Annotated in this window: 17 protein-coding genes and 1 pseudogene; 8 read left to right on the top strand and 10 right to left on the bottom strand. The window is 65.4% G+C overall.

What is annotated here, in order from left to right:
- Positions 1-106: 106 nt before the first annotated feature.
- Together L5014_RS03770 and L5014_RS03765 are read right to left on the bottom strand one after the other, a co-directional pair.
- Entirely contained in the window at positions 107-2,503 is a 2,397-nt protein-coding gene (locus L5014_RS03770) for a TonB-dependent receptor (protein WP_420800013.1), read from the bottom strand.
- Between the two features lie 409 nt (positions 2,504-2,912).
- Positions 2,913-3,278: a DUF2946 domain-containing protein gene (locus L5014_RS03765; RefSeq protein ID WP_238462239.1), complete on the bottom strand. Its 366-nt coding sequence runs from the start codon at positions 3,276-3,278 to the stop codon at positions 2,913-2,915.
- A gap of 287 nt (positions 3,279-3,565) precedes the next feature.
- Between L5014_RS03765 and L5014_RS03760 the strand changes: the two genes are divergently transcribed.
- Positions 3,566-3,865 (top strand): hypothetical protein, encoded by a 300-nt coding sequence (locus L5014_RS03760; RefSeq protein ID WP_238462238.1) that lies wholly within the window; start codon positions 3,566-3,568, stop codon positions 3,863-3,865.
- A gap of 59 nt (positions 3,866-3,924) precedes the next feature.
- Here L5014_RS03760 and L5014_RS03755 read toward each other — a convergent pair whose 3' ends face one another.
- The 3 genes from L5014_RS03755 to L5014_RS03745 form a co-directional block, all read right to left on the bottom strand.
- Entirely contained in the window at positions 3,925-7,368 is a 3,444-nt protein-coding gene (locus L5014_RS03755) for an ATP-binding protein (RefSeq protein WP_238462237.1), read from the bottom strand.
- Positions 7,368-8,030: a response regulator gene (locus L5014_RS03750; protein WP_238462236.1), complete on the bottom strand. Its 663-nt coding sequence runs from the start codon at positions 8,028-8,030 to the stop codon at positions 7,368-7,370. Before L5014_RS03750 ends, L5014_RS03755 begins: the two co-directional genes overlap by 1 nt.
- 208 nt (positions 8,031-8,238) lie before the next feature.
- Positions 8,239-8,715 carry a hypothetical protein gene (locus L5014_RS03745; protein WP_238462235.1) on the bottom strand — a complete coding sequence of 159 codons (477 nt, stop codon included), beginning with the start codon at positions 8,713-8,715 and terminating at the stop codon, positions 8,239-8,241.
- Between the two features lie 428 nt (positions 8,716-9,143).
- Here L5014_RS03745 and L5014_RS03740 point away from each other — a divergent pair, with 428 nt between their 5' ends.
- From L5014_RS03740 to L5014_RS03725, 4 genes are all read left to right on the top strand, one after another.
- Positions 9,144-9,734 (top strand): BPSL1445 family SYLF domain-containing lipoprotein, encoded by a 591-nt coding sequence (locus L5014_RS03740; protein ID WP_238462234.1) that lies wholly within the window; start codon positions 9,144-9,146, stop codon positions 9,732-9,734.
- A gap of 186 nt (positions 9,735-9,920) precedes the next feature.
- Entirely contained in the window at positions 9,921-12,059 is a 2,139-nt protein-coding gene (locus L5014_RS03735) for a thiamine pyrophosphate-dependent enzyme (RefSeq protein ID WP_238462233.1), read from the top strand.
- Positions 12,060-12,087: 28 nt separating this feature from the next.
- Positions 12,088-13,626, top strand: a complete 1,539-nt coding sequence (locus L5014_RS03730) for an indolepyruvate oxidoreductase subunit beta family protein (RefSeq protein ID WP_238462232.1) — start codon at positions 12,088-12,090, stop codon at positions 13,624-13,626.
- Between the two features lie 41 nt (positions 13,627-13,667).
- On the top strand, positions 13,668-14,114 hold the full coding sequence (locus L5014_RS03725; protein ID WP_238462231.1) for an acyl-CoA thioesterase: 447 nt from the start codon (positions 13,668-13,670) through the stop codon (positions 14,112-14,114).
- Between the two features lie 67 nt (positions 14,115-14,181).
- On the opposite strand, the gene L5014_RS03720 is transcribed toward L5014_RS03725, so the two are convergent.
- Positions 14,182-14,631 carry a MarR family winged helix-turn-helix transcriptional regulator gene (locus tag L5014_RS03720; protein WP_238462230.1) on the bottom strand — a complete coding sequence of 150 codons (450 nt, stop codon included), beginning with the start codon at positions 14,629-14,631 and terminating at the stop codon, positions 14,182-14,184.
- 278 nt (positions 14,632-14,909) lie between these two features.
- Here L5014_RS03720 and L5014_RS03715 point away from each other — a divergent pair, with 278 nt between their 5' ends.
- The gene (locus L5014_RS03715) at positions 14,910-15,689 is read left to right on the top strand and encodes a cyclase family protein (protein ID WP_238462229.1); all 780 of its coding nucleotides are present in this window, start codon (positions 14,910-14,912) and stop codon (positions 15,687-15,689) included.
- A 1-nt stretch (position 15,690) separates the two neighbouring features.
- On the opposite strand, the gene surE is transcribed toward L5014_RS03715, so the two are convergent.
- Positions 15,691-16,479: a 5'/3'-nucleotidase SurE gene (gene surE, locus L5014_RS03710; RefSeq protein WP_238462228.1), complete on the bottom strand. Its 789-nt coding sequence runs from the start codon at positions 16,477-16,479 to the stop codon at positions 15,691-15,693.
- A gap of 266 nt (positions 16,480-16,745) precedes the next feature.
- Between surE and ydiK the strand changes: the two genes are divergently transcribed.
- Entirely contained in the window at positions 16,746-17,810 is a 1,065-nt protein-coding gene (gene ydiK, locus L5014_RS03705; protein ID WP_238462227.1) for an AI-2E family transporter YdiK, read from the top strand.
- Positions 17,811-17,876: 66 nt separating this feature from the next.
- Here the strand turns inward: ydiK and L5014_RS03700 are convergent, their stop codons facing one another.
- Genes L5014_RS03700 through L5014_RS03690 form a run of 3 tightly spaced genes read right to left on the bottom strand, consistent with a single transcriptional unit; the run spans position 17,877 to position 21,411 of the window.
- Positions 17,877-19,046: a DUF2827 domain-containing protein gene (locus L5014_RS03700; protein ID WP_238462226.1), complete on the bottom strand. Its 1,170-nt coding sequence runs from the start codon at positions 19,044-19,046 to the stop codon at positions 17,877-17,879.
- Positions 19,043-20,257, bottom strand: a complete 1,215-nt coding sequence (locus L5014_RS03695; RefSeq protein WP_238462225.1) for a DUF2827 domain-containing protein — start codon at positions 20,255-20,257, stop codon at positions 19,043-19,045. Before L5014_RS03695 ends, L5014_RS03700 begins: the two co-directional genes overlap by 4 nt.
- Positions 20,254-21,411 (bottom strand): DUF2827 domain-containing protein, encoded by a 1,158-nt coding sequence (locus L5014_RS03690; protein ID WP_238462224.1) that lies wholly within the window; start codon positions 21,409-21,411, stop codon positions 20,254-20,256. Before L5014_RS03690 ends, L5014_RS03695 begins: the two co-directional genes overlap by 4 nt.
- Before the next feature lie 478 nt (positions 21,412-21,889).
- Between L5014_RS03690 and L5014_RS39200 the strand changes: the two are divergent.
- Positions 21,890-22,024: pseudogene (locus L5014_RS39200) on the top strand (ESPR domain-containing protein); the annotation flags it as partial.
- Positions 22,025-22,192: the final 168 nt, after the last annotated feature.

Here is a 22,192-nt window from a genome sequence, read left to right as displayed (position 1 = left end):
CCATAAGCTGCGCGCCGGACCGGTAGTGGTGGCTGATGAGGTTGGGGGTACGGGTGCTGCTGCGGGTGCTGCTGCGTTTGCGGCAGCGACGAAGGCAGGCGGTCGTTCATAGCCCGAGCTTCGCCTCGACGTAATACGTGCGGCCCGGATACGGGTGATAGACGAAGTAGCGTGCGTCGAACAGGTTATCGATCCCCACGCCAATCTCGCTCTTCTTCGTGGGCCGGAACGTGTATTTGATGTCGGCGACCGTGTACGTACTCGTGCCGCCGAACACGTTCGGGTTGGTGTCGGTGTTGGTGAGCGTGTTGTACTGGCGCCCCGAATAGCGCGCCGCGAGTGTGAGCGCGCTGCGCGCGTCGAAGCGATACGTCGCGACGAGATTCGCGCGCCACAGCGGAATCCGGTAGAAGTACTTGCCGACGCTCGCCGGGTTTTGCGCATTGGCGAGAATCTTCGACTGCGTATAAGCCACGTTCGCCGCAAGATCGAGGCCGCGCAGCATCACGTCTTGTCCCTGGTAGCTCGTCTCCACGCCGCGCGAGCGCACTTTGCCGATGTTCTGGAAGTTCGTCACGTTCGGGATGACCGTGGTGTCGGTCTGGCTGAAGATCGTATTCTTTACGTCGTCCTGAAAGAGTGTGAAGCGAAACAACCCGTTCCAGTGCGCCCATTCGGCGCTGAGCTCTTTCGAGAGATCGTCTTCGGGGCGAAGATTCGGATTGTTGTTCACGATCGACGAGCCGTTCACCTGCCCCTGAAACAATTCGCCCACCGTGGGGAAGCGATACGCGCGCGCCACGGAAGCGCGCAGCGTGAGGTCGTCGGTGACATCGAACGAGAGCGAGGCCTTCGGCGAGAAATGGTGGTCGCCCGCGTTCGCATAGGGCACGCTCGAAGCGCCGAGTGCCTGATAGCCGTCGTAAGCGCGCCAGTCTTCGTAACGCACGCCGTAGACGAGCTTCCAGCGCGGCAGGAAGCGCCACGCATCCTGCGCGTAGAACGCCTGCGTCTCGGTCTTGCCGGCGAAGGCGTTGGCAAAGCTGCCCGCGCCGCCGTCGCGCCAGGCCAGCGTGTTCCAGGTCTGGTTGTCGACGAAATAGTTGTCGTAGTGGTAGCCGAAGGTGAGCCAGTGCGCGCCGAGGCCTGCGTCGGGCCGCTCGGGGGTCCACGTCGCCTTGAGGTCGAGTGTCTTCCAGCCAGTGCCGTCGCCGAGCGTCATCGTGCCGGGGCCGTTGCCTGGGCCGCCCGCATTGGCGTTGCGTGCGACGCTGTTGCTCACGTCGTAGTACGAAGCAATGGCCTCGGCGTTCCAGCCGCTTGCCTGATGCGTGCGCAGCGAGACGCCATAGAGCCAGTTCTCGCTCCAGCCGCGGCTGGGCGCGAGCGCCGCCGCCGGAATGTTGTACTCGTAGCCCCCCATCGACACCTTGCCGCTATACACAGGGTTGCCGTTGGCGTCGTAGAGGAAGGTCGAGGTCTGGCTGTCGTAAGTGCGATGCCAGTAGCCGAGCGTCACGCCGCCTTGCACCGTGGGCGTGAAGTCGTATTGCATGCGCAGCTTGAACTGGTCCTGAACCGTATGCTCGATGCCTTCCGCGTTCACGCCCAGCACGGCCGTGGGCGCGTTGGTCTGATTGTTGTAGAAGTACGCGCCGTGCACGGGAACGTCGCCGGGCTTGGCGGGCGTGTTCGACTGCGCGAGCGTCGCGAACTGCAGTGGCTGGCTCGTGTTCTCGAGGTGATTGACACCGAGCAGGTACGAGAACTTGCCGATCGAATCGCCTATCGAGGCGCTCATCTCGCTGCCGTTGAAATTCTGGTTCACGCCGTAGAGGCTGAAGTGCTGCGTGAATGCCTTCACGTCGGCGTTGGCTTCGAACTTCTTTGGCATGCGCGTCGTGATCAGCACGGTGGCGCCAAGCGAATTGCCCGGATAGAGCGCCGAATACGGCCCGTAGATCACGTCCACTTGCTGGATCTGGTCGGGAAACACCATCGACCAGCGCGGCGGAAACGCGTAGCCGTTGCCGAGCAGATTCGAAACCAGCAGGCCATCGGCGTAGACGAGGCCGCGCGCGCTTTGCGTATTGCTCGTGCCGCGCACGGCGATGATCGAATTGAGGTCGCCGACGAAGCGCTTGCGCACCGCCAGATTCGGCATGTACTTGAGCACGTCCTCGGTGTTGACGACGTTCCAGTTTTCGAACTGCTCCGGCGTGACGGTCTCGACGGTGGCGGGCAGATTCGGATCGACGGCGGGCATCGCGGCCCCGCCTGTGCCGCCGCTCGCGGCGCTCACGGTGACGGTGGGCAGCGTGGCTTCGGCTGCGGCGTCCGCTGCGTGGACGGAGGGCGCCGTGGGGGTGGACGCAGGGGTGGCCGCGGTGAGCGCCGCGCTGGCCGCAAAGGCGGCAGCAGGGGTGAGCGTGGCAAACGAGGCGAGCAAGGACAGCGGCACGAGGCCGGATCGTGCACTTTTGTGCGGGCCGAAATGCGGCATGCAGCAGGATACGAAGCACGACACGAGGCCCGGCTTGAAGCGCGCTTTGGATGGTGCTTTAAGGGACGCTTTAAGCGGTGCTTTAAAAGACGCGTTGAAGGACGCGTTGAATGGCGCGCCAAGGCTCGCATGCAGGTGCGAGCGAATGCGCGCACCGCGCGGGGCGGGCGTGGACATGATGAAGTTTCCCGAAAGCGATGAACGTGCGGCCGGACGTGAGCGCCACGCAATCGCTCCAGGCGAATTTGCGGGTGCTATGGCGCGCGTTTCGAAGCACACACGGCGACGGTCATCGCCGAAGCGGGCGACGACGCAGTAGCCCCCGCACGCTCATGCGTGAGCGCGGGCAGCCTGAATCTCGGGCGTGGGTGCAGGAAAAACGCGAACGTGCGGCCGATGACGGCTGCGGTCAGGAAACGAGCGGTGGTGCGCGTGGCCTGCCCGATGGGAAGGCGCCGAACGGCGTGTGGCGGGTGGAGAGCGGCGCGACGCGATCGAGCGTCGCCACGAGGGCGCGCGTGGGTTCGGGCATGGGAACGCCCGGCATCGCGACATGATGTTCGAGCAGATCGCAGTAACCGCACGCGCCGAATGCATTGTCGTGCGAAAGATGCGTCGCGGTGGAGTCCGGCTGAATCGACGAGCAGAGCGCGGCAGTGGGCACGTGCGCGTAGTGCGCGGCCACCAGTTGACTCACGAGCGGCGCAAGCACGACGAGCCACATGGCGACGAGGCCAAGCCATGCGGTCAACAGAGTGTGCTTGCGTAAGTTCATGAGGGAAATGAGCGATTGCGCGGCGCAGTCTACCATGCAGCGCGCGGCTTGCGGCTGCGAGCCCGCATGCTGAATACGGTCATAAGCCGTGGCGTATCAGGTGCGCAATGGGCTTTGCGGCACGGCCCGGCAATCGAACTGCGCCGACGTTTTCGAAGGCGTTCTATGGCTTGCACTTGTGCGGTGGGCCACCATTGTCGATGTCTGCAACGATTATGGCGCCGCCTTTTGCGCGGCGAACGATCATGCCCGTGTTTTCAGTACGTCAAGCACCCAGTCTGAAATGGATGGCCCGCACTGCCGAGCCTTGCGGCGTGCGAGCGCTGCGTCGTGACGGCGAAGCCGCTGCGCTGAACCCGGCGCCGGCCGCGCGCGAAGGTGGCGTGCGAGCGACCCGCTGTGGCATCGAGTTGCCCGACGCGTATGCGCTGCGGCTCGAAGCGCGTACCCATGCGACACCGCGCAATCCAGTCGGCTGCCCGCTCGCCGAAAGCGTGCTGCGCCAGTGGTGCGTACGCAACCAAGCCGGCATGTGCCCCGAGCAGGCACAGCCTGTCACCCCCGCGTTTCTTCAGAAACACACTTGAGCCTGGAGCGCGGCGGGTTTGCGCCGTGCCGTGCCGTGCCGCGCCTCGCCCGGACCTGGTCACGCCGAATCGCGCATCGCGGCCTGCTCGCGCAGCGTCTCCAGTTCCGCCACCACCGCCTCCGAGAGCGCACCCACTTCATCGGTCCACTCGCCGGCTTCGCGCAGCGTCGCACGCAACTCCAGGCAGGCCTCGTTCAGCATCGAAGGACCCAGCACGGCGAGACCGCCCGAGACGCGATGCGCCCAGTCGCGCAGGCGCTGGAAGTCGCGCACGGCCGCAATCCGCGCATAGTCGGCGATATCGTGGTCGGCCTGCTCGACGAAGAGCGGTGCGAGTGCCGGCGACAATGGGGGAAAGCGCGGCAAGTCGGTGTCATCTTCCCCTTCGTTGGACTCGTCGCCGGCGCGAGCAGCAGGATTCTCGCTCACTTCGAGCTGGCCTGGTTCAGTCGGGCCAGACGCGGGCTGAGCGATGGTGTTCTGCGCCGCGCTGCGCAGATTCTCCGCCACGTCGGCGAGGGCGCGCGCGAGCGCCGCGAGCGGCACCGGCTTGCTCAGATAGTCGGTGAAGCCGGACAAGCGGCCCTGTGCGATCTGTTCGGGCAGTGCATTGCCGCTCACCGCGTAGACGGGCAGCGCCGCGCGCGTCGCGCGTGCGGCTTGCAGCAACTCGTAGCCGTTCATCTTCGGCATGTTGAGGTCGGTGAGCACGACGTCGACGTGTCCGTCGTCGAGCCGCGCGAGCGCTTCTTCGCCATCCTTGGCTTCGATCACGTTCGCGCCCAGCGTGCGCAACTGATCGCGCAGGAGGCTGCGGTTGAGCAGGTTATCTTCCGCAATCAGCACGTTCAGCCGCCGGAAATCGCGCTCTTGCAACGGGTCCGCCCCAGCAGGTCCAGCAGATCCGGCAGCAGATGCAACGCGAGACCCGACGCCGGGCAGAACGGCGGCCTCGGGCGCGTTCGCCGCCGCATCGGGCCGGGCGCGCAGCATGTGCGTGGCGGCGCGAATGCCCGCGAGACTGTAGAGGCTCACTTCCACGCTGCCGTCTTCGCGCGCAAGCGGCACGAGCGGCCCGTCCTGGCGCAGCCAGACGACGTTGGCTGTGCCGCCCCACAGGCGCATCACGTCCTCGACCGAATATTCGCCCGTGACCAGCAGATAGTCCCATGTCCCTTCGCGCGGCGGCGCCTCGTTCGCGCTCAGCCAGGTCGGCGTGCTGACCTTGGGGTCGAAGAGATTCGTGAGCCATTCGTGGTTTTCGGGCGCACGGCACAGCATGACCGGATGCACCTCGGGCAGCGTCCATTCCTCACCTGAAGTGGACTGGCCGTCCACGCGCAGCGGCAGCGTGACGATCACGCGCGTGCCCACGCCAAGCGTGCTTTCCACTTCGCAGCGGCCATGCATGAGTTTCGCGAGGCGCCCGCAGATCGACAGGCCGAGGCCGGTGCCGCGCGCCTCGGTGAGCCGGTGTTCGTCGCCTTGCGTGAACGGCTGGAACAGGCGCGCCTTGAGGGAGTCGGGCATGCCCACGCCCGAGTCGGCCACGCTGATTTCGAGCGCCTCGGCCTCGCCGAGCCAGTTCGCCCGCAGCACGACCTTGCCCGAATGCGTGAACTTGAACGCGTTGCTCAAGAGGTTATTGATGATTTGCGCGAGCCGCACGGAATCGAAATAGAGCCGTGCGGGAATCGCGCGGTCCACCACGAGATAGAACGGCAGTTGCGCACGCGCGGCGAGCGGCGCATGCGAAAGCGCGATGCGCACAAGCAGCGCGGCAATCGATTCGGGTTCCTCAGAAAGCGTCATGGCGCCAACGTCGATCTTCGAGAAGTCGAGCACGTCGCTCACGATCTGCAGCAGTTCCGAGGAAGAAACCTGCATGGCCTGCACGCGCGCTTCCTGCTCGGGCGCGAGCGGCCCGCGCGCCACCAGCTCGATGTTGCCGACGAGCGAGGCGAGCGGCGTGCGGATTTCGTGGCTCATCGCCGCGAAGAAGCTCACCTTGCTGCGCGCGGCTTCGTCGCTCGTGCGCTTCGCTTCGCGCAACAGGCGCTCGGCTTCGTGGTGCTTCGACATGTCGGCGAAGGCGCAGAACATGACGTCCTCGCGGTTCATGGACGCGGGTGCGTAAGTGATCTCCAGATGCACGCTTTCGCCGTCTTCGCGCACGAGCGAGAACGGCAGGGCGTAGATCGGTGTGTCGCCGTCCGTCGATGGCGCATAGGGCATATGCTTCTCGAACTCGACGCACAGCGCGCCGGGCAGCCGGGTGGCGTGTGCGTCGAGGCCGAGCACGTTGCGCACGATCTGGTTGGCGATCACGATTTCGAAGTCGCGCTGCCGCACGATGCACAGGCCGACCGGCGTCGCATGCACGAGCAGATGGTTGAGCAGCTCGCCTTCGAGCGCGCGCGTGGCTTCGGCATAAGTGCGCGCGAGCACGTGCCGGTTCCAGTAGCGCGCCAGCGCCACGAGCAGCGCGACGAGCGCCGCCGTCATCAGCAGGATGAGGGCGAGCGGCGCGCGGATCAGCGCGAGTTCGGCGTCCCAGGGCAGCGCGAGCGTGTAATAACCGAACTGGTATTCGAGCGGCTGCTCGCGCAGCGCCCAGCCGAAGCGCGGCAGCAGGTGAAAGCGCTCGACGGGCAGGGCGGCGACCGCACGGTCGACATACTGCGCGGCGGGCGCGGACAACGTGCCGGCCAGCATCGAGCCGTCGCTGTCGAACAGCGTCGGCTCGACGTCCGATGCGTCCGGGGCTTGCGGCAGCGTGGCCAGATCGATGCTCGTGATCGCCAGCGCATAAGGTTTGCCATCCTTAAGAACCGTCGCCGCGCCCAGCACGAGCCCGGGAGAAAAGCCGAGCCCGGGCGGCGGGCGGAACCAGGTCACGTCGCGCCAGCGGCCCGAGCCCAGCGGGTCGATACCGCGCGCACTCATGCGCAGGAGCGCGGCGTCCGCGAGCATGCGGGCGTCATCGGCGCCTTCGCGCAGCGGTTCGTGGTTTGCGCCGTGCGGGTCGGGCACGAGCTGGTATGCCCATGCGGCGCTGCCATCGAGCAGCACGAAGAGCATGGGCGAGTCCGGGCCGATGCTCGAAGCCATCTGCGCCGAGCGCTCACAAAGCGCATGCAGCGCGGGCGAGTCGGCAAGGCCCGTGAAGGCTGGCGCACAGCGTTGCGTCGTCGCGGCAACGGGCTGCGGCGTGAACATGCCCGCCTCCGAGAGCGAGAACAGCAGGCGCAAGCTCGAGAGGAGGGTATAGCGTCGCGACAGCAACTCGTTCGTTTGCGCCGTGACCGTGCGCATTTTCGCGGCCTGGCTCGAGAGCGACGCCGCGCCGATGCTGAACGCCGCAACGCACGCCGCAACGAGCCCCGCGAAAGCGAGCAGCGCGATCAGCATGGCGAAGACACGGCGTTCGCGTTTCAGATTGCGCTCGAGCGCCTGGAGCGCGCCGAGCGGCGAAGCTGGCGAAGCGATGCGCCGTTCCATTATGCGAATCCGTGTTCGCTCGCGTAGCGGATCAAATCGGCATTGGATTCGAGGTGGAGCTTGCGCATGGCCGCCCGCTTCTGGGTGGCGACGGTCGTCACCGAGCGGCTCAGACGCTTCGAGATTTCCGTGACGCTCAGGCCGAGCGCGAACAGACGCACGACTTCGAGTTCGCGCGGCGAGAGCGGGTTGGTGCGGCGGAATTCGTCAGCGGTCGAGCCTTCCGTGGCAAGCCGCTCGGCAATGCGCGCGGACAGCGTCGTGCCCGGCTCGACGAGCGCGCGCTGACAGACTTGCGCGAGCGTCGGGATGGGCTCGTCCTTGCCGACGAGGCCGGCCACGCCCAGTTCGGCAAGCTCGTGCAGGATGCCGCCGTTGGTGAGCATCGTGAACACCACGAGCGGGATGTCCGGATAGAGCCGGCGCAGGCGGCTGATGAGGCGCAACCCGTCTTCGTCCTCGAGCTCGCCCTGCATCGAGAAGTCCGTGACGATGAGATCGCAAGGGGTACTGCGCAATGTATCGAGAAGATCGGCGCCTGACCCGGCGGTCGCCACGACCTTGTGTCCGGGTATCTGGTCCAGGTAGTCGGTGACGGCGGTGAGCACGACCGGATGGTCGTCGGCCACCACGATCCGCAGGTCTTGGGTTGCGTTCGTCATGAGCGTGAGCCTATTGCCTGGATTCGCAGTCTGTAGGAGGACGTGTGGAGCCGGGCCGTATGCTCCACAGCGACCCATAATGGCTATCTCATTATAGGCCAGCGCCCTGTTTGGTTTGTTGTAGGGTGCCACAACGTTTTCACGCAGGAGGGCGGTCTCGCAGCGCGTTTGAATGGGGCGGTGCGTGAACGCGTTAGCGATTGGTTTGTTAGTGGCTGGCTTGCGTGTAATCACCGTCGATGCCAGATGCGTCGACGTTATTCGCGGCGGCACAACGCGCGTGGAAGCAGGCCACCGAGAAGCGAGCTTCGCTGCCCGACGGCGTGGAGCAGGCCTGACGGCACGAGCGCGTGGGCATTTGCGCGAAACGCAGCGGCACGGGGCGCACGCGCGGCTGGCCTGGGTGGGCGGATTCCACGCGGCCATGCACGGTGGCGCGGACCGGCCTCGTGCTGGCGAGGCAGAACACGATCGCCCACGCCGTCATGGCCCAACCGAGGGCGCCGCCTGCCGCGATCAGCCAGAACGTGGCGCGGGGCTCGCGCCAGAGCAGGAACAGCGTGGCGAAGAAGGCAACGTAAAAGACCGGCAGGAGGTAGATGCCGATGCTGCTCGCCCATTCGCAAGCGCTCAGGATCCACGACGCAGCGGATCGGTTCCGACAAAGAGGAGTGGCTAGGGACATGATGGCACCTGATTCAAGATGGCTGGGAGCCGCGAGCGTTGTTCGCGTCATGTCCTGACTTTATCGATTCGGGCTGACAGACAAAATCGGACGATTTCGAGAAACCATCCGATGGACGTGGGCGGAGCCGAACGCCCTGGATGGGCGCGGGGAAGGGGGCGGGGGATGGATATGCTGCGCTGCGATATGGCGCGGCGACGGGCGCAGGCGTCTTGATTCGACGGGGTGCCGCGAACTCGATCTGCGGCGCATTGTCCTATACCGGCATGGGAGGGCATGGTGCGGCCAGCCCGCGCTGGGGCGTGCAAGGGGCATGCAAGGCGCGTCCGGGCAGCGGCCGGCGACCGCCCACGCTATCCTGTGGCGCTTCGCGCAGCATCTGCGCGCGGGCTTCTTCTTCGCTGACTCGTCTAGACAGGAACAACTCAATGCGCCGACGTCAATTTCTCCTCAGCTCCAGCGCCGCAGTTGCGGCAAGCGGCCTTGCGCTCGCCGGCTGCACGACGACCCCGCTGGGTTCGGGAAACAGCGCCGCCGATAACGCGGCCAGGCGCAACGCCATCGATGCGAGCGTGGACGCCACGCTCACGCGTCTCTACAGCACCGTGACCGGGTCGCGCGAGCTGATCTCGAAGGCGAGCGGCGTGCTCGTCTTCCCGCGAGTGATTGCGGCGGGATTCTGGATCGGCGCGCAATACGGCACCGGCGCGCTGCGCGTGAACGGGCGCACCGACGGCTACTACAGCACGCTGGGGGGCTCGTTCGGCCTGCAGATCGGCGCGCAGTCCAAGGCCATCATCTTCGCGTTCATGAACCAGGGCGCGCTCAACGATTTCACGAACAGCCAGGGGTGGTCCGCGGGCGCCGATGCAACGGTTGCGCTCGTCACCGTGGGGGCGAACGGCAATGTCGACACCTCGACGGCGACCAGCCCCGTCGAGGCGTTCGTGATGACCAACGCCGGTCTGATGGCCGGCGTCTCGCTCGAAGGCGTGAAAGTTTCGCGGCTGGTGATCTGAGCGCCGGCTGCGGTCTTACCCCTTTTAGTCCCTCGTCGCGCAGCCGCATTCGTTCCGGCACCCTCCGCAGGGTGCCGTTTTGCCGGGTTAACTATGATTTTGGAAATATTTATATCTAAATTATACTGACCCGGCGCACGGCATGAATGGGCCGGCGCCAGAGGAAGATCATCGAAGGGGACGGTCATGGCAGAGCGGTCGTTTGTCGAGGAAGTCAAGAAGCTGCGTCTTGGCGCGGGCGAGGTATTCAGCGGCGAAGGCATTCTCGCCGTGACGAAGGCGCTACTCGAATCCGGGGTGGCCTATGTGGCCGGCTACCAGGGGGCGCCGATCTCGCATCTGATGGACGTGCTAGCGGACGCGCAGGACATCCTCGGCGACCACGGCATCCGTTTCGAGAACAGCGCGAGCGAGGCCACCGCCGCGGCGTCGCTGGCCGCCTCGGTCAACTATCCGTTGCGCGGCGCGGTCACGTTCAAGGCCACGGTGGGCACCAACGTCGCGTCCGACGCGCTCGCGAATCTCGCTTCGGGCGGCGTGATGGGCGGCGCGCTGATCATCGTCGGCGAGGACTACGGCGAAGGCTCCTCGATCATGCAGGAGCGCAGCCACGCGTTCGCCATGAAGTCGCAGATCTGGCTGCTCGACCCGCGCCCCAATCTGCCCGCGATCGTGCAGGCAGTGAAGGACGGCTTCGACCTTTCCGAGGCGAGCAACACGCCCGTCATGCTGCAACTGCGCATTCGCGCGTGCCACGTGCATGGCCAGTTCGTGGCGTCCGACAATCGCCGCTCCGCTTTCACCATCAAGGACGCGCTCGAGCATCCGTCACGCGACGTCGGGCGCATCGTGCTGCCGCCCGCGAGCTTCCTGCACGAGCGCGAGAAGATTCACGAGCGCTGGCCGGCCGCAGTGAAATTCATCGAAGAGCGCCAGCTCAACGAGTTTTTTTCGGCCGACGCGCGCGATATCGGTATCGCGGTGCAGGGCGGCAGCTACAACACCGTGCTGCGCGCATTGGAGCGGCTCGGTCTCGCCGATGTCTACGGCGAATCGGATATTCCGCTGTATGTGATGAACGTGGCGTATCCGCTCATTGATTCGGAGTGGGAACGATTCTGCGCGGGCAAGCGCGCTGTGCTCGTGATCGAAGAAGGGCAGCCGAACTTCGTCGAGCAGAACGCGAGCGCGATCCTGCGCCAACGCGGCGTGGGTGCCGCGCTGCACGGCAAGGACGTGTTGCCGCTCGCCGGCGAATACAACGCCGCCACGGTGATGAAGGGGCTGCGCACGTTTTTCGAGCGCTATGGCGTGCTCGAACCGCAACCGGCGCCGCGCAAGGTGATTCCGGTGGAGGCGCTGCCCGCGCTCGACGACAGCGTGCACGCGCGCCCCCCCGGCTTTTGCACGGGGTGCCCGGAGCGCCCGATCTTCACGGCGATGAAGCTCGTCGAACGCGAACTGGGCCCGCACCACGTGAGCGCCGACATCGGCTGCCACCTGTTTTCGATCCTGCCGCCGTTCAATCTGGGCGCGACGACCATGGGCTACGGTCTTGGCAGCGCGAGCGCATCGGCGCTCAATGCGGGCGCGGACAAGCGCGCCATTTCGGTGATGGGCGACGGCGGCTTCTGGCACAACGGCCTCACGAGCGGCATTGCCAACGCAGTCTTCAACAAGAGCGACAACCTCACCATCGTCGTCGACAACAGCTATACGTCGGCCACGGGCGGCCAGGACATTCTTTCGTCGACGGCGCTCAATCCCACGCGCAGCACGGGCCACGAAATCGAGCAGGCGGTGCGCGGCGTGGGCGTGAAGTGGGTGAAAGCGGTACGCCGCACTTACGACCTCAAGACGATGATGGCGACGCTCAGGGAAGCGCTCACCACTGGCGAGGAGGGCCCGAAGGTGCTGATCGCGCAGAGCGAGTGCATGCTGAACAAGCAGCGTCGCGAGAAGCCGAAGCAGCGCAAGGCGATCGCCGCGGGCGAGCGCGTGGTGCGCGAGCGCTTCGGCGTGGACCCGGACACCTGCACGGGCGACCATTCGTGCATTCGCCTCTCGGGATGTCCGTCGCTCTCGATCAAGCCCAATCCCGATCCGCTGCGCACCGACCCGGTGGCAAGCGTGCTCGACAGTTGCGTGGGTTGCGGCCTGTGCGGCGAAGTTTCGCATGCGGCGGTGCTGTGCCCGTCGTTCTATCGCGCGCAGATCATCAGTAATCCTTCGAAAATGGACAAGCTGCGCCAGCGCGTGCGCAATGCGGCAATCGGCTGGCTGCAGCGCCGCGAAGCGCGCCGCCGCGAACGTTACGCTTTTTGAGCGCGCCTTCCGACTTCTGGGCAAGACCATGAACAAAGCACAACCGATCAAGATTGCGATTCTCGCCATGGGCGGCGAAGGCGGCGGCGTGCTGGCCGACTGGGTCGTCGACCTGGGCGAGCACAACGGCTATTACGCGCAGACCACCTCGGTGCCGGGTGTCGCGCAGCGCACCGGCGCGACGATCTATTACGTCGAGCTTTTCGCACGCGACGAGACCGAGCCGCGCACGCCGATTCTCGCCTTGATGCCGCTGCCCGGCGACGTCGACGTGGTGCTGGCGTCCGAGTTGATGGAGGCGGGCCGCGCCGTGCAGCGCGGGCTCGTGACGCCGGAGCGCACGACACTCGTGGCTTCGACGCATCGGGTCTATTCGATCGCCGAAAAGACCGCGATGGGCGACGGTCGCGTGGACGACGGCGCGCTCATCGCTCATGCGGGCCAGGCCGCGAAGCGCTTCGTGCGTTTCGACATGGCGCAGGCGGCCGAAGCGAGCGGCAGCGTGATCAGCGCGGTGCTGTTCGGCGCGCTTGCCGGCACCGGCGTGTTGCCGTTCAGCCGCCGCCAGTTCGAGGAAACCATCGAGCGCGGCGGCGTGGGCGTGAAGCCCAGCCTGCGTGCGTTCGATCTGGGCCATGCGCGCGCGGGCGCCGACAACGCCGCAGCCGACTTTGACGCTGACTCTGACGCTGACGCGGCCCCACAAGGCGGCGCCCAGCCTTCAGGCCAGCAAGCTGTGCCCGCGCCTCGCGATCCGGCCGTGGCACGGTTGCTCCAGCGCGTGCGCGCCGAACTGCCCGCCGAGGCGCACTCGTTCGCCATCGAGGGCGTGCGCAGGCTGATCGATTATCAGGACCCCGAATATGCGGGGCTCTATCTCGACCGGCTCGCGAACCTGCGCCGTATGCTGCCCGATGCCCAGGGCGCTTTGCTACGCGAGACGGCGCGCCATCTCGCGCTGTGGATGTCGTATGAAGACACGATTCGCGTGGCCGACCTCAAGACGCGCGCCTCGCGTTTCGAGCGCGTGCGCGGCGAGGTGCGCGCGCAGCCGGATCAGGTGCTCGCGATCAACGAGTTCATGCACCCGCGCATCGAGGAAATCTGCGAGACGCTGCCCGCCGGAATCGGCCGCTGGCTCGCGAAGCCGCATGCCATTCATCGACTCGTCAAGCGCCATACGAAAGCGGGGCGCGTGGTCAGGACGAGCTCGCTGCGCGGCTACCTGATGCTCTACGCGCTCGCGCGCCTGCGCGGCATGCGCCGCCGCACACTGCGCTACGAACTGGAGAGCGCGCGCATCGAAGCCTGGCTGCAGCAGATCGTGCAGTCCGCGCAGCACAATCCGGCACTGGGCGTCGAAGTCGCGCAATGCCAGCGTCTCGTGAAGGGCTACAGCGACACCCATGCCCGTGGACTCGCGAACTACCAGACGCTCATGGGCGTGGTCGGGCGCGCGGGCGCACGCCTCGCGCCCGCGACCCTGTGCGAGCTGCGCGACGCGGCGCTCGCCGACGAGCACGGCCACAAGCTGCGTGCCGCGCTTGCGCGGCACGCGCTGGCATAATCGCGGCGCGTAACCAGAGGGAGACCCAGGGAGACATTGTCATGAAAACGAACGCGCCCACCTTCAGCCAGCGGCACAAGATTCACTTTTCCGAATGCGATCCGGCCGGCATCGTGTTCTATCCGCAGTACTTCGTGCTGTTCAACGACCTCGTCGAGTCATGGACCGACGCGCTCTTGCCCGAGGGCTATCACGGCGTGATCGGCGCGCGTCGCGTGGGCATGCCCACGGTGCATCTGGAGGTCGATTTCAAGGCGGTCAGCAAGATGGGCGACGAGGTGTGGCTCTCGCTCGCCGTGGAGCGCATCGGCCAGGCGTCGCTCACGCTGGCGTGGGCGTGCACGGGTACGGACGGCGTCGTGCGCATGAGCGCCCAGCAAACCATCGTGACGACCTCGCTCGACACGCACAAGGCCATTCCCATTCCAGACGATTTGCGCCGCGCAATCGAAGGCGCTGTAAAAGAAGCCGAGGCACGCCAAGGCTGAGCCGCAGGTGCGCGCCGTGGCGGACGGCGCGTATCGAGTGTCAGGGGCGTCGGCGGTGTCAGCGGCGTCAGGCAGGCGGGAGGTGCAGATCGATCAGCATGCGCAGCGTGGCCTTCAGTTCCTCGGCCTTTTGCGCGCCGAGCGGCGCGAGCACCTGATCTTCGTGTCGCTTCGCCTGCACGATCAATTCGGAAACGAGCTTCTGACCTTGCGGCGTGATGCGCACGAACGTGACGCGCCGGTCCGTCTCGCTGGGAATGCGCTTGACATAGCCTTGCGCTTCCATGCGGTCGAGCAGACGCGTCACGGTCGGCTGTTTCGTAACGGAAATCTGCGCGAGGCGGCCGATGCTCATGGCTTTCCCATCGGAAAGTGTGGAGAGCACGCGCCAGTCCGAGATCTCGAAGCCAGCGGCCTGCACGATCACGTGGAATTCACCGGAGATCAACTGGCTGACCTGGGCAAGAAGCGCCGGAGTGTAACTGTCGACAAAGCTGTTGGAGGAAGACGAGCTCATACGGGGAAATTGCGTAAATACGGCCACTGGCTGCGGAGCGTGAGCTGCTTCCGCCGGAATGCAAACATACCACGACCCTCTAGCTCCTCTGGCGCGAACGCAGGTCGCAGACATGAATCCCGCCCCTGTTGCCGAAAGGAAAAAAAGGGGTTAACCATGATTTTGAATTGATTTACACCTAAAGATAATTTTAGCGTGTTTGGCGCGCCACATGGGCACGCGTGGCGATGGCGCCGGGCAAGGGCAAGTACGCGGTTGAACGAGGAGAGGAGTGCAAGATGACGAGCAGTCTGCAGCAACTGACCACCGATCTGGCGAGCGGCCGTGTGCGCGTGGTGGATCTCACCCAAACGCTTTCGCCCGAGTTTCCGGCTTTGCAATTGCCGCCGCAGTTCGGCCAGGTATGGGCGTTCAAGATGGAGAAGATCAGCCAGTACGACGAGCAAGGCCCCGGCTGGTACTGGAACAACTTCTCGTGCGGCGAGCATACCGGCACGCACTTCGATGCTCCGGTGCACTGGATTTCGGGCAAGGACCATGCGCAGAACGCCGTGGACACCATCGACGTGAAAAACTTCATCGCGCCGGCCGTGGTGGTGGACGCAAGCGCCGAAGTCGCCGCGAATCCCGACTGGCTTTTGACGGTGGATTTTCTGCAGGCGTGGGAGGCCCGGCATGGCCGCATTCCCGCAGGTGCGTGGGTCTTGCTGCGCTCGGACTGGTCCAGGCGCACGGATCCGGCCGAGTTCCTGAACCTGCGCGAAGACGGTGCGCATACGCCGGGGCCGACGCAGGAGGCCGTCGAATGGCTCATTCACGAGCGCAAGGTTCACGGCTTCGGCGTCGAGACCATCAACACCGACGCGGGGCAGGCCTACGCCTGGCCCGTGCCGTATCCGTGCCACACGCTCATGCACGGATCGAACCGCTATGGCCTCCAGTGCCTGAAGAACCTCGATCAGTTGCCGCCCACCGGCGCGGTGATCATGTCGGCACCGCTGAAGATCCAGGCGGGGTCGGGCAGCCCCTTGCGCGTGCTCGCGCTGGTGCAGGACTGAGTCAGCGGCCCGTGCTCAACGCCTGCGCGAGCACCGAGAAAGTGCGCTCGTCGGTGCGGTCGAAATAAAGCGGCGTGACCGCAACCCGCCCCGAGTTGACCACGGCCGTTTCCGAATCCGGCCCGTTCTCGCGCGGGCCACGCGTGAAGCGCAGCCAGTGATACTCGATGCCGCGCGGATCGATCTGCGGGACCACGTCGATGCCCTGCACGAGTCCCACGCCCTGGCGCGTGACGGTGAGCGGTCCTGCCGCGCTCGCATCCACATCCGGGAAATTCACGTTCAAACACACCGGCGCCTCGTGCGAAATCGCCGCGAGGCGCCGGATCACGTCCGGCGCGAGCGCGCGGGCCGTATCCCAGCGCACGTGCTCGCGGTCGCGGAAGGTCTGGCTGAGCGCGATCGACGGCAGGCCGAGCAGCAGGCCAGTCATGGCTGCGCCCACCGTGCCGGAAAACATCGTCTCCACACCCAGATTGGCGCCACGGTTGATGCCCGAGAGCACCAGCGTGGGCGTCACGTCGCCCATCAGGTGGCGCACGGCCATCACCACGCAGTCGCCAGGCGTGCCGAGCACGCCGAAGCGGCGCTCGCCGCGGCGGCTCACGCGCAACGGCGAGTGCAGGCTGATCGAATGGGACGTGCCGCTCTGGTCGTGCTCGGGAGCGACGACCCACACTTCGTGCGCAAGCTCGGCCGCAACGGCTTCTAGCACGGCGAGGCCGGGCGCGTCGATGCCGTCGTCGTTGGTGAGGAGCACGCAGGGCAGTGTGGAGTCGGAAGCGGACATGGCGGGTCTCTTTCGGAGGTGGGGAAGGTGGGCGCGCGGGCGGAAGGGGGGAGCGGCCATTATCGTCGATCGGGCCGAATCAGCGCTATTTCGCGACGGATCAGAGCCTATCCGGGATAGACTAGCGGGTCGGCGGCGTCGTGCTTGCGGGCCGCGCGGCCGGGCTCTGGAGCACGCTGCCGCCGCTCAGGTTCGAGTCCGATGCGTTATTGATTAATGTGGTTAATGTGATTAATGCGGCGGCCTGCCTGCCGCGAGGAGAGCCCGTGAAGTCGCAAGACCTGCCAGATATTGCTCGCGTACTGTTTGTCGTTGCGATTCTCTGCGCATTGACGGTCGGCTCCCTGTACGTCATGCGCCCGTTCCTTCCAGGGCTGATCTGGGCAACGACCATCGTGGTCGCAACCTGGCCCGCGATGCTCGCCGTCGAGCGGCGCGTGGGCAAGCGGCGCGGGCTCGCCACCCTCGTCATGCTGCTGATCCTGCTGGTCGTGATCGTCCTGCCGCTCTATGAAGCGATCTCGACGCTCGCGGCGCACGGCGGCGAGATCATGGATCTGATCCGCCAGTTGCCCCAGTACACCTTGCCGCCGCCGCCCGGCTGGATTCACGATGTGCCCGTGGTGGGCTCGCGCGTGGCCAACGAATGGCAGTCGCTCTCGGATGCGGGCCCCGGCGGGCTGCTCGCGCAGCTCGAACCCTACGTGTCGATCGCGGCGCACTGGCTCATCGGCCACGCGGCATCGGTGGGCGTGTTCGTGATGCACATGTTCGTCACCGTGGTTATCACGGGCGTGCTGTATATGCAGGGCGAGCAAGCGGCGTCCTTCATCACGCGCTTCTCCGCGCGCGTTTCCCCGAACCACGGCCCGGAGGCCGTGCAGCTCGCAGGGGCCTCGATTCGCGCGGTCGCGCTCGGCATCGTCGTCACGGCGGTGCTGCAATCGGCGCTGGGCGGCATTGGCCTCGCGGTGGCCGGGGTGCCGGGCGCGGGCGTGCTCACCGCCTTGATGCTCTTGCTCTGCCTCGCGCAAATCGGTCCGGGCCTGCCGTTGATCGGCGGCATTGCCTGGCTGTTCATGCACGACGCGCGCGTCGCGGCAATCCTGCTCGCGGTCTGGTCGGTGATGGTCGTCATGCTCGACAACGTGGTGCGGCCGGCGCTGATCCGGCGCGGCGTGAACCTCTCGATGCTGCTGATCCTCTCCGGCGTGCTGGGCGGCATGTTCGCGTTCGGCATCGTGGGCCTCTTCATCGGCCCGGTGATCCTGGCGGTGTCGTCGGCGCTGCTCACTGCCTGGATGAGCAAGGCGCCGACCACCCCCGCCTGAAGCCGCGCCGGAACTTCCCCCTCAAGCGCGGCTCGAGTGCCCAGGGCCTGTTCACGCTAATAAGCCCTAGCGCAGCGGCCGCGCCATCAAATCGTCGAGCAGTGCCTGATACGTTTTCACGACCTGCTCGTTGAACGGCAGGAAGCGCGCGATCGCCCGGCGCTGGCTCATGCGCCAGGCGGCGGCATCGTGCCCGCGCGCATCGATTGCCTCGATGAGCCGCCGCGCGCCGTCATGGGCATCGTTGGCCTCGTAGTAGTAGCCGAGCCCGCGGCACAGCGTGGCGTTGTGCACGAGCGGGTAGCCTTGCCAGCACACCTCCAGATAGAAGTAGTTCAGCGGGTTTTCCAGCTGGTGTGAGACCACGACGTCGGTGTTCTGCGCCAGGAAGGTCGGCGTGTCGTAGCGGCCGAGAAACAGCGCCTTGTGCTCGCGCACGATATCCAGCTGGTTCATCAGCGCGATGAAATCGCGATTCTCCTGCGCGAGCTTCAGTGCATTGGTCACCTGAAGCAGTTCGATGGCTTCGGGACGGGCGCGGTAGGCGAGCTCCGCGATCAGCGCGGGGTAGAGGCAGAACTTCACGATGTTGATGTTGGGCTCCATCACCGTGAGCCGTGCCGGCGCGCGGCCTTCGTCGCGCGGCGCGTATACGCCGCCTCCCGGCAGTGCGCGGGTGCGCTCCTCGAGAAACGTCGGACTCCATACGAACGGCACGACGCGCCCCGTCGTGCGACGCAGCACCTCTAGATAGGACTGGCTGTTGCCGGCCACCTGAGGAATGACCCAGATGTCGTCGTAGCGCTGATTGACGAACAGATTGCCGTTCCACATCGGCTTGTTGAAGAGGATCCCTTCCGTGGCGTGGATGTACTCGAACCCGCAGCAGTACGAGACCAGCCGCACGCCGCGAGCCTTCAGCCACGCGGTGCGCTCGCCGTCCAACTGGCCGCCCAGTTCGATCATGACGTCGATCTTGTCCTTCGCCTCGTCGAACCCACGCGTGGGCCATCGGTCGAGATTCCATGGCAGCTCGCGCGTCACCGGCACGGCCGTCGTGTTGACGAGCATGACGCTTGCGACGCCCGGACAGTGCCGCAGCGTGTCGGCGAGGAACACGGCGTTCTGCTTGATGCCGTTGTTCCAGAGTGTCTCGTTGGGCTGGTGAAGCCCGATCGTGATGCCGATCCTGAGGCCCCTGGCTTTGCTCGAGCCGTTTTGCGTGGCGGTGCTCATACTGTTTCCTTTTCGAACAGCGCAGCGATGGCTGCGCCGTAGGCGTAGACGTTGTCGGCGTACTCGGGGTGCAGCGTCGCGAGGAACGCTTGCGCATCGCGCCGGTACGAGGCCAGATCCGTGTCATGTGTGGCGAGCGCGTGCAGCAGGGCACGCCCGCCTTCCTCGCAGTCGAAATCGTGGTAGCGATAGCCGCAGTTGCCAATCAGGTGCGAGTTGTGCACGAGTGGATAGCCACCGTGCAATGCTTCGTAGTACAGGTAATTCTGCGGGTTCTCCCATTGATGCGTAACGATCGCATCCACGTGCTGGGCCATGACCTGGTAGAACGGGAAGCGCCCTTCGAACGATGCAAGCCCGTGGCGCGCAATGTCGAGACTATTGGCGAAGCTGCGAAAGCCCGCGTGCTCTTTCGACTTGAACGTGTTGTAGACCCAGACATGCTCCAGCGCATCGGGATTCGCGCGGTGTGCGCTCTCGCAGCACAGCATGGGAATCTGGCTGGTCTTGACCATGCAGATGTTCGGCTCGAAGATGCCCGCGCGCCAGCGGCGGCGTCCCGGCTCATAGCCGAAGCGCTGGCCTTCGGGCAGCGCGGCGGCGGCCTTTTCGAGCACGAGCGGGCTCCAGAGGTGGGGCATGATGCGCACCGGTGCGCGCATGGCGCTGCGGTAGTACGGCATGCAGGTGGTCTCGTACTCGGGGAGCGTCCAGATCTCGTCGTAGCGCGCGCCGCTGATGAGCAGCGCGTGCGGCAGGTTGAAGGTCATGCGCTCGATGTCGATTACATAGTCGTTGCCCACGCGCATCGAGACGACCTTGCCGCCGCGCTCGCGAAAGTTTGCGATCCATGCGCGATCGAGCTGCGCACTCATCTCGATCATCAAATCGAGCCGTGTGGCCGCGTCGGCCATGTCGATGAGCGGCGCGGGCGCGTCCTTGACGAAGCGCTGCGCGTCGTCGATGTCGCCATCGCCGCCACCGATCACGAGATAGACCTCCGCTACCGATGGCACCTTGCGCAGGAGCATCACGAGAAACAGGCAGTTCTGGAAGATGCCGTTTTCCCAGAGCGATTGCTCGCCCTTGCGCACGTAGAGCGAGACGCCGACCTTGAGGCCTTGCGGCTTCGACGCAGCACGGCTGCGCTTGGCGGAGGTCCGGGGCACGCGGCGTTGCACGGGCGGCTGGGCGGTTTCGGGCGTGTTCATACAGACCTCCGGATCGGGGTGCTTTCAGCGAGCGCCTGCAGGCGCTCGGCATAGGCTTGCAGATTGTCTTCGTTATAAGGATCGACCGCGTCGAAAACGGCGCGCGTGCGGATGCGATATGCATCGAGCCCCGCGTCGTGAGTCCGTGCGGCGGCAATCAGTTGCTGGCCGCCTTCGTGAGCGTCGAAACCCGTGTAGTAGTAGCCCGCGCCAAAGCCGGCGAGCCACGGCGAGTTGTGAACCAGCGGGTAGTCGCCGTACAGCGCGTCGAGATAGCTGTAGTTCTGGTCGTTGTCCCATTGGTGCGCGACGACGGCGTCTGCGTGCTGCCCCATGAAGCCGACGATGTCGTGCCGGCCATGGAAGGTGGCGCGATGCTCGCGCACGAGATCGAGCGAGTTGGCGAGATGCAGCATCGTCAGATGATCTTTCATGTGCAGCGTGTTGAGCACGTGCAGGGCGGCCACGCTCGCGCGGTCGGCCCGATATGCCTCGTCGCAGGCGAGCATCGGGATGCTCGAGCATTTCACCACCGAGATATTCGGCTCGAAGATCGCCACGCGCAGCGCGCCGCCGGCGGCTGCGCGGATGCTGCGGTTGCGCTCCGTTGCGTAGCCATACTCCAGGCCGTGGCGGGCGACCTCGGCGATGCGCGCCTGCAGAAAGCCCGCATGCCAGACATAAGGCACCACGTGCGCGGGGCAGCGGTGCAGCGTGCGCAGCATCGGAACGTGCAGACGGTCTTTCGATACGACCCAGATCTCGTCGCAGCGGTCGGGGCGCGAGGTGTGCACGGGCTTGTTGAACACTGCCGGCTCCACGAGCCCCACATAGGGTTGTCCGCAGCAGTAATAGACCACCTTGCGGCCGCGCGCACGCATCAGATCGAGCCACGCGTTGTCGAGCGCGCCGGCCATCTCGATGACCACGTCGACGGCGTCCGTGGCTTCGCGCTGCGTGAGAACGGCCAGACCCGGTGCGATTGCGTCGACCTGTTGCGGCAAACGCTGTTCGCTGCCGACGTCGATGAGTACGACGGACTCCACGAACGGGAGCCGCTGGAAAGCCTGTGCGATGAAGATGACGTTTTGGCCGAGCCCGTTTTGCCAGATGTTCTGGCCTTCATGGCTGAGCACCGAAATGCCGATTCTCATGATGTGTTTTCCGTGCCGTGTACCGGCGCTGTTGATTGCTGGGACCTGCTATGTGAAGCAGTGTGCGCGCGCGACGGAAGTGGCGATATCGGATTAATTCGAATATCTCGAATTAATCCGCGTGGCGGGTGCACCGGGGTTTATTCGCCGGAATGAACACAGTAAAAATTCGAAAGGCCGGGCAATTCGTTATCGGCGTAAAGAACTGAAACGACGATTTATACGAATTTAAAGGTTCGGTGGATCGGGCCGTGGAAACGCGCGCTTTCCGGCTCGACGACGCCGCATGCGGCTAGGAAAAATCCGAGATCGGGGGTTTAGCCAGCGGGAATAGAAGGAATTCTATAGAGCGGGGCAGTGCCGGATGGAATGCTTGGCGTATTCGATTTCCAAATGAAAAAGCGGAAACGCGTCTGGCCGGTTAAAAACCGAATTCAAAGAGCTGGTTAAGGCTCATGAGTCTGATCCCGAGGGTGGTATGAACAAGGCATATCGTTGTGTATGGAACGAGGCGCTAGGCGCCTGGGTTGCTGTATCCGAACTGGACAAGGCGCGTGGCAAGCGTTGCAAGTCGAAATTGGTGCTTGCCGCGGTTGCGGCGGGCGCTTCCTTGGCGGCCATGCTCGCGCCAGCTCCCGCGTTCGCGTCATTCGCCATTACCGATACCGGCATGACCAGTAACGGTGCCGGCACCAGTGTAAGAGCTGCTAGCTCCGGCGGTCTGGGCGCGAGCGCCTCGGCGAACTCGATAGCGATGGTAGGCGACGGCGACTGCAACCGC

The organism is Paraburkholderia tagetis (assembly GCF_022213065.1).
In the GTDB taxonomy this organism is placed as follows: domain Bacteria; phylum Pseudomonadota; class Gammaproteobacteria; order Burkholderiales; family Burkholderiaceae; genus Paraburkholderia; species Paraburkholderia tagetis.
This window is presented reverse-complemented; position numbering and strand designations above follow the sequence as displayed.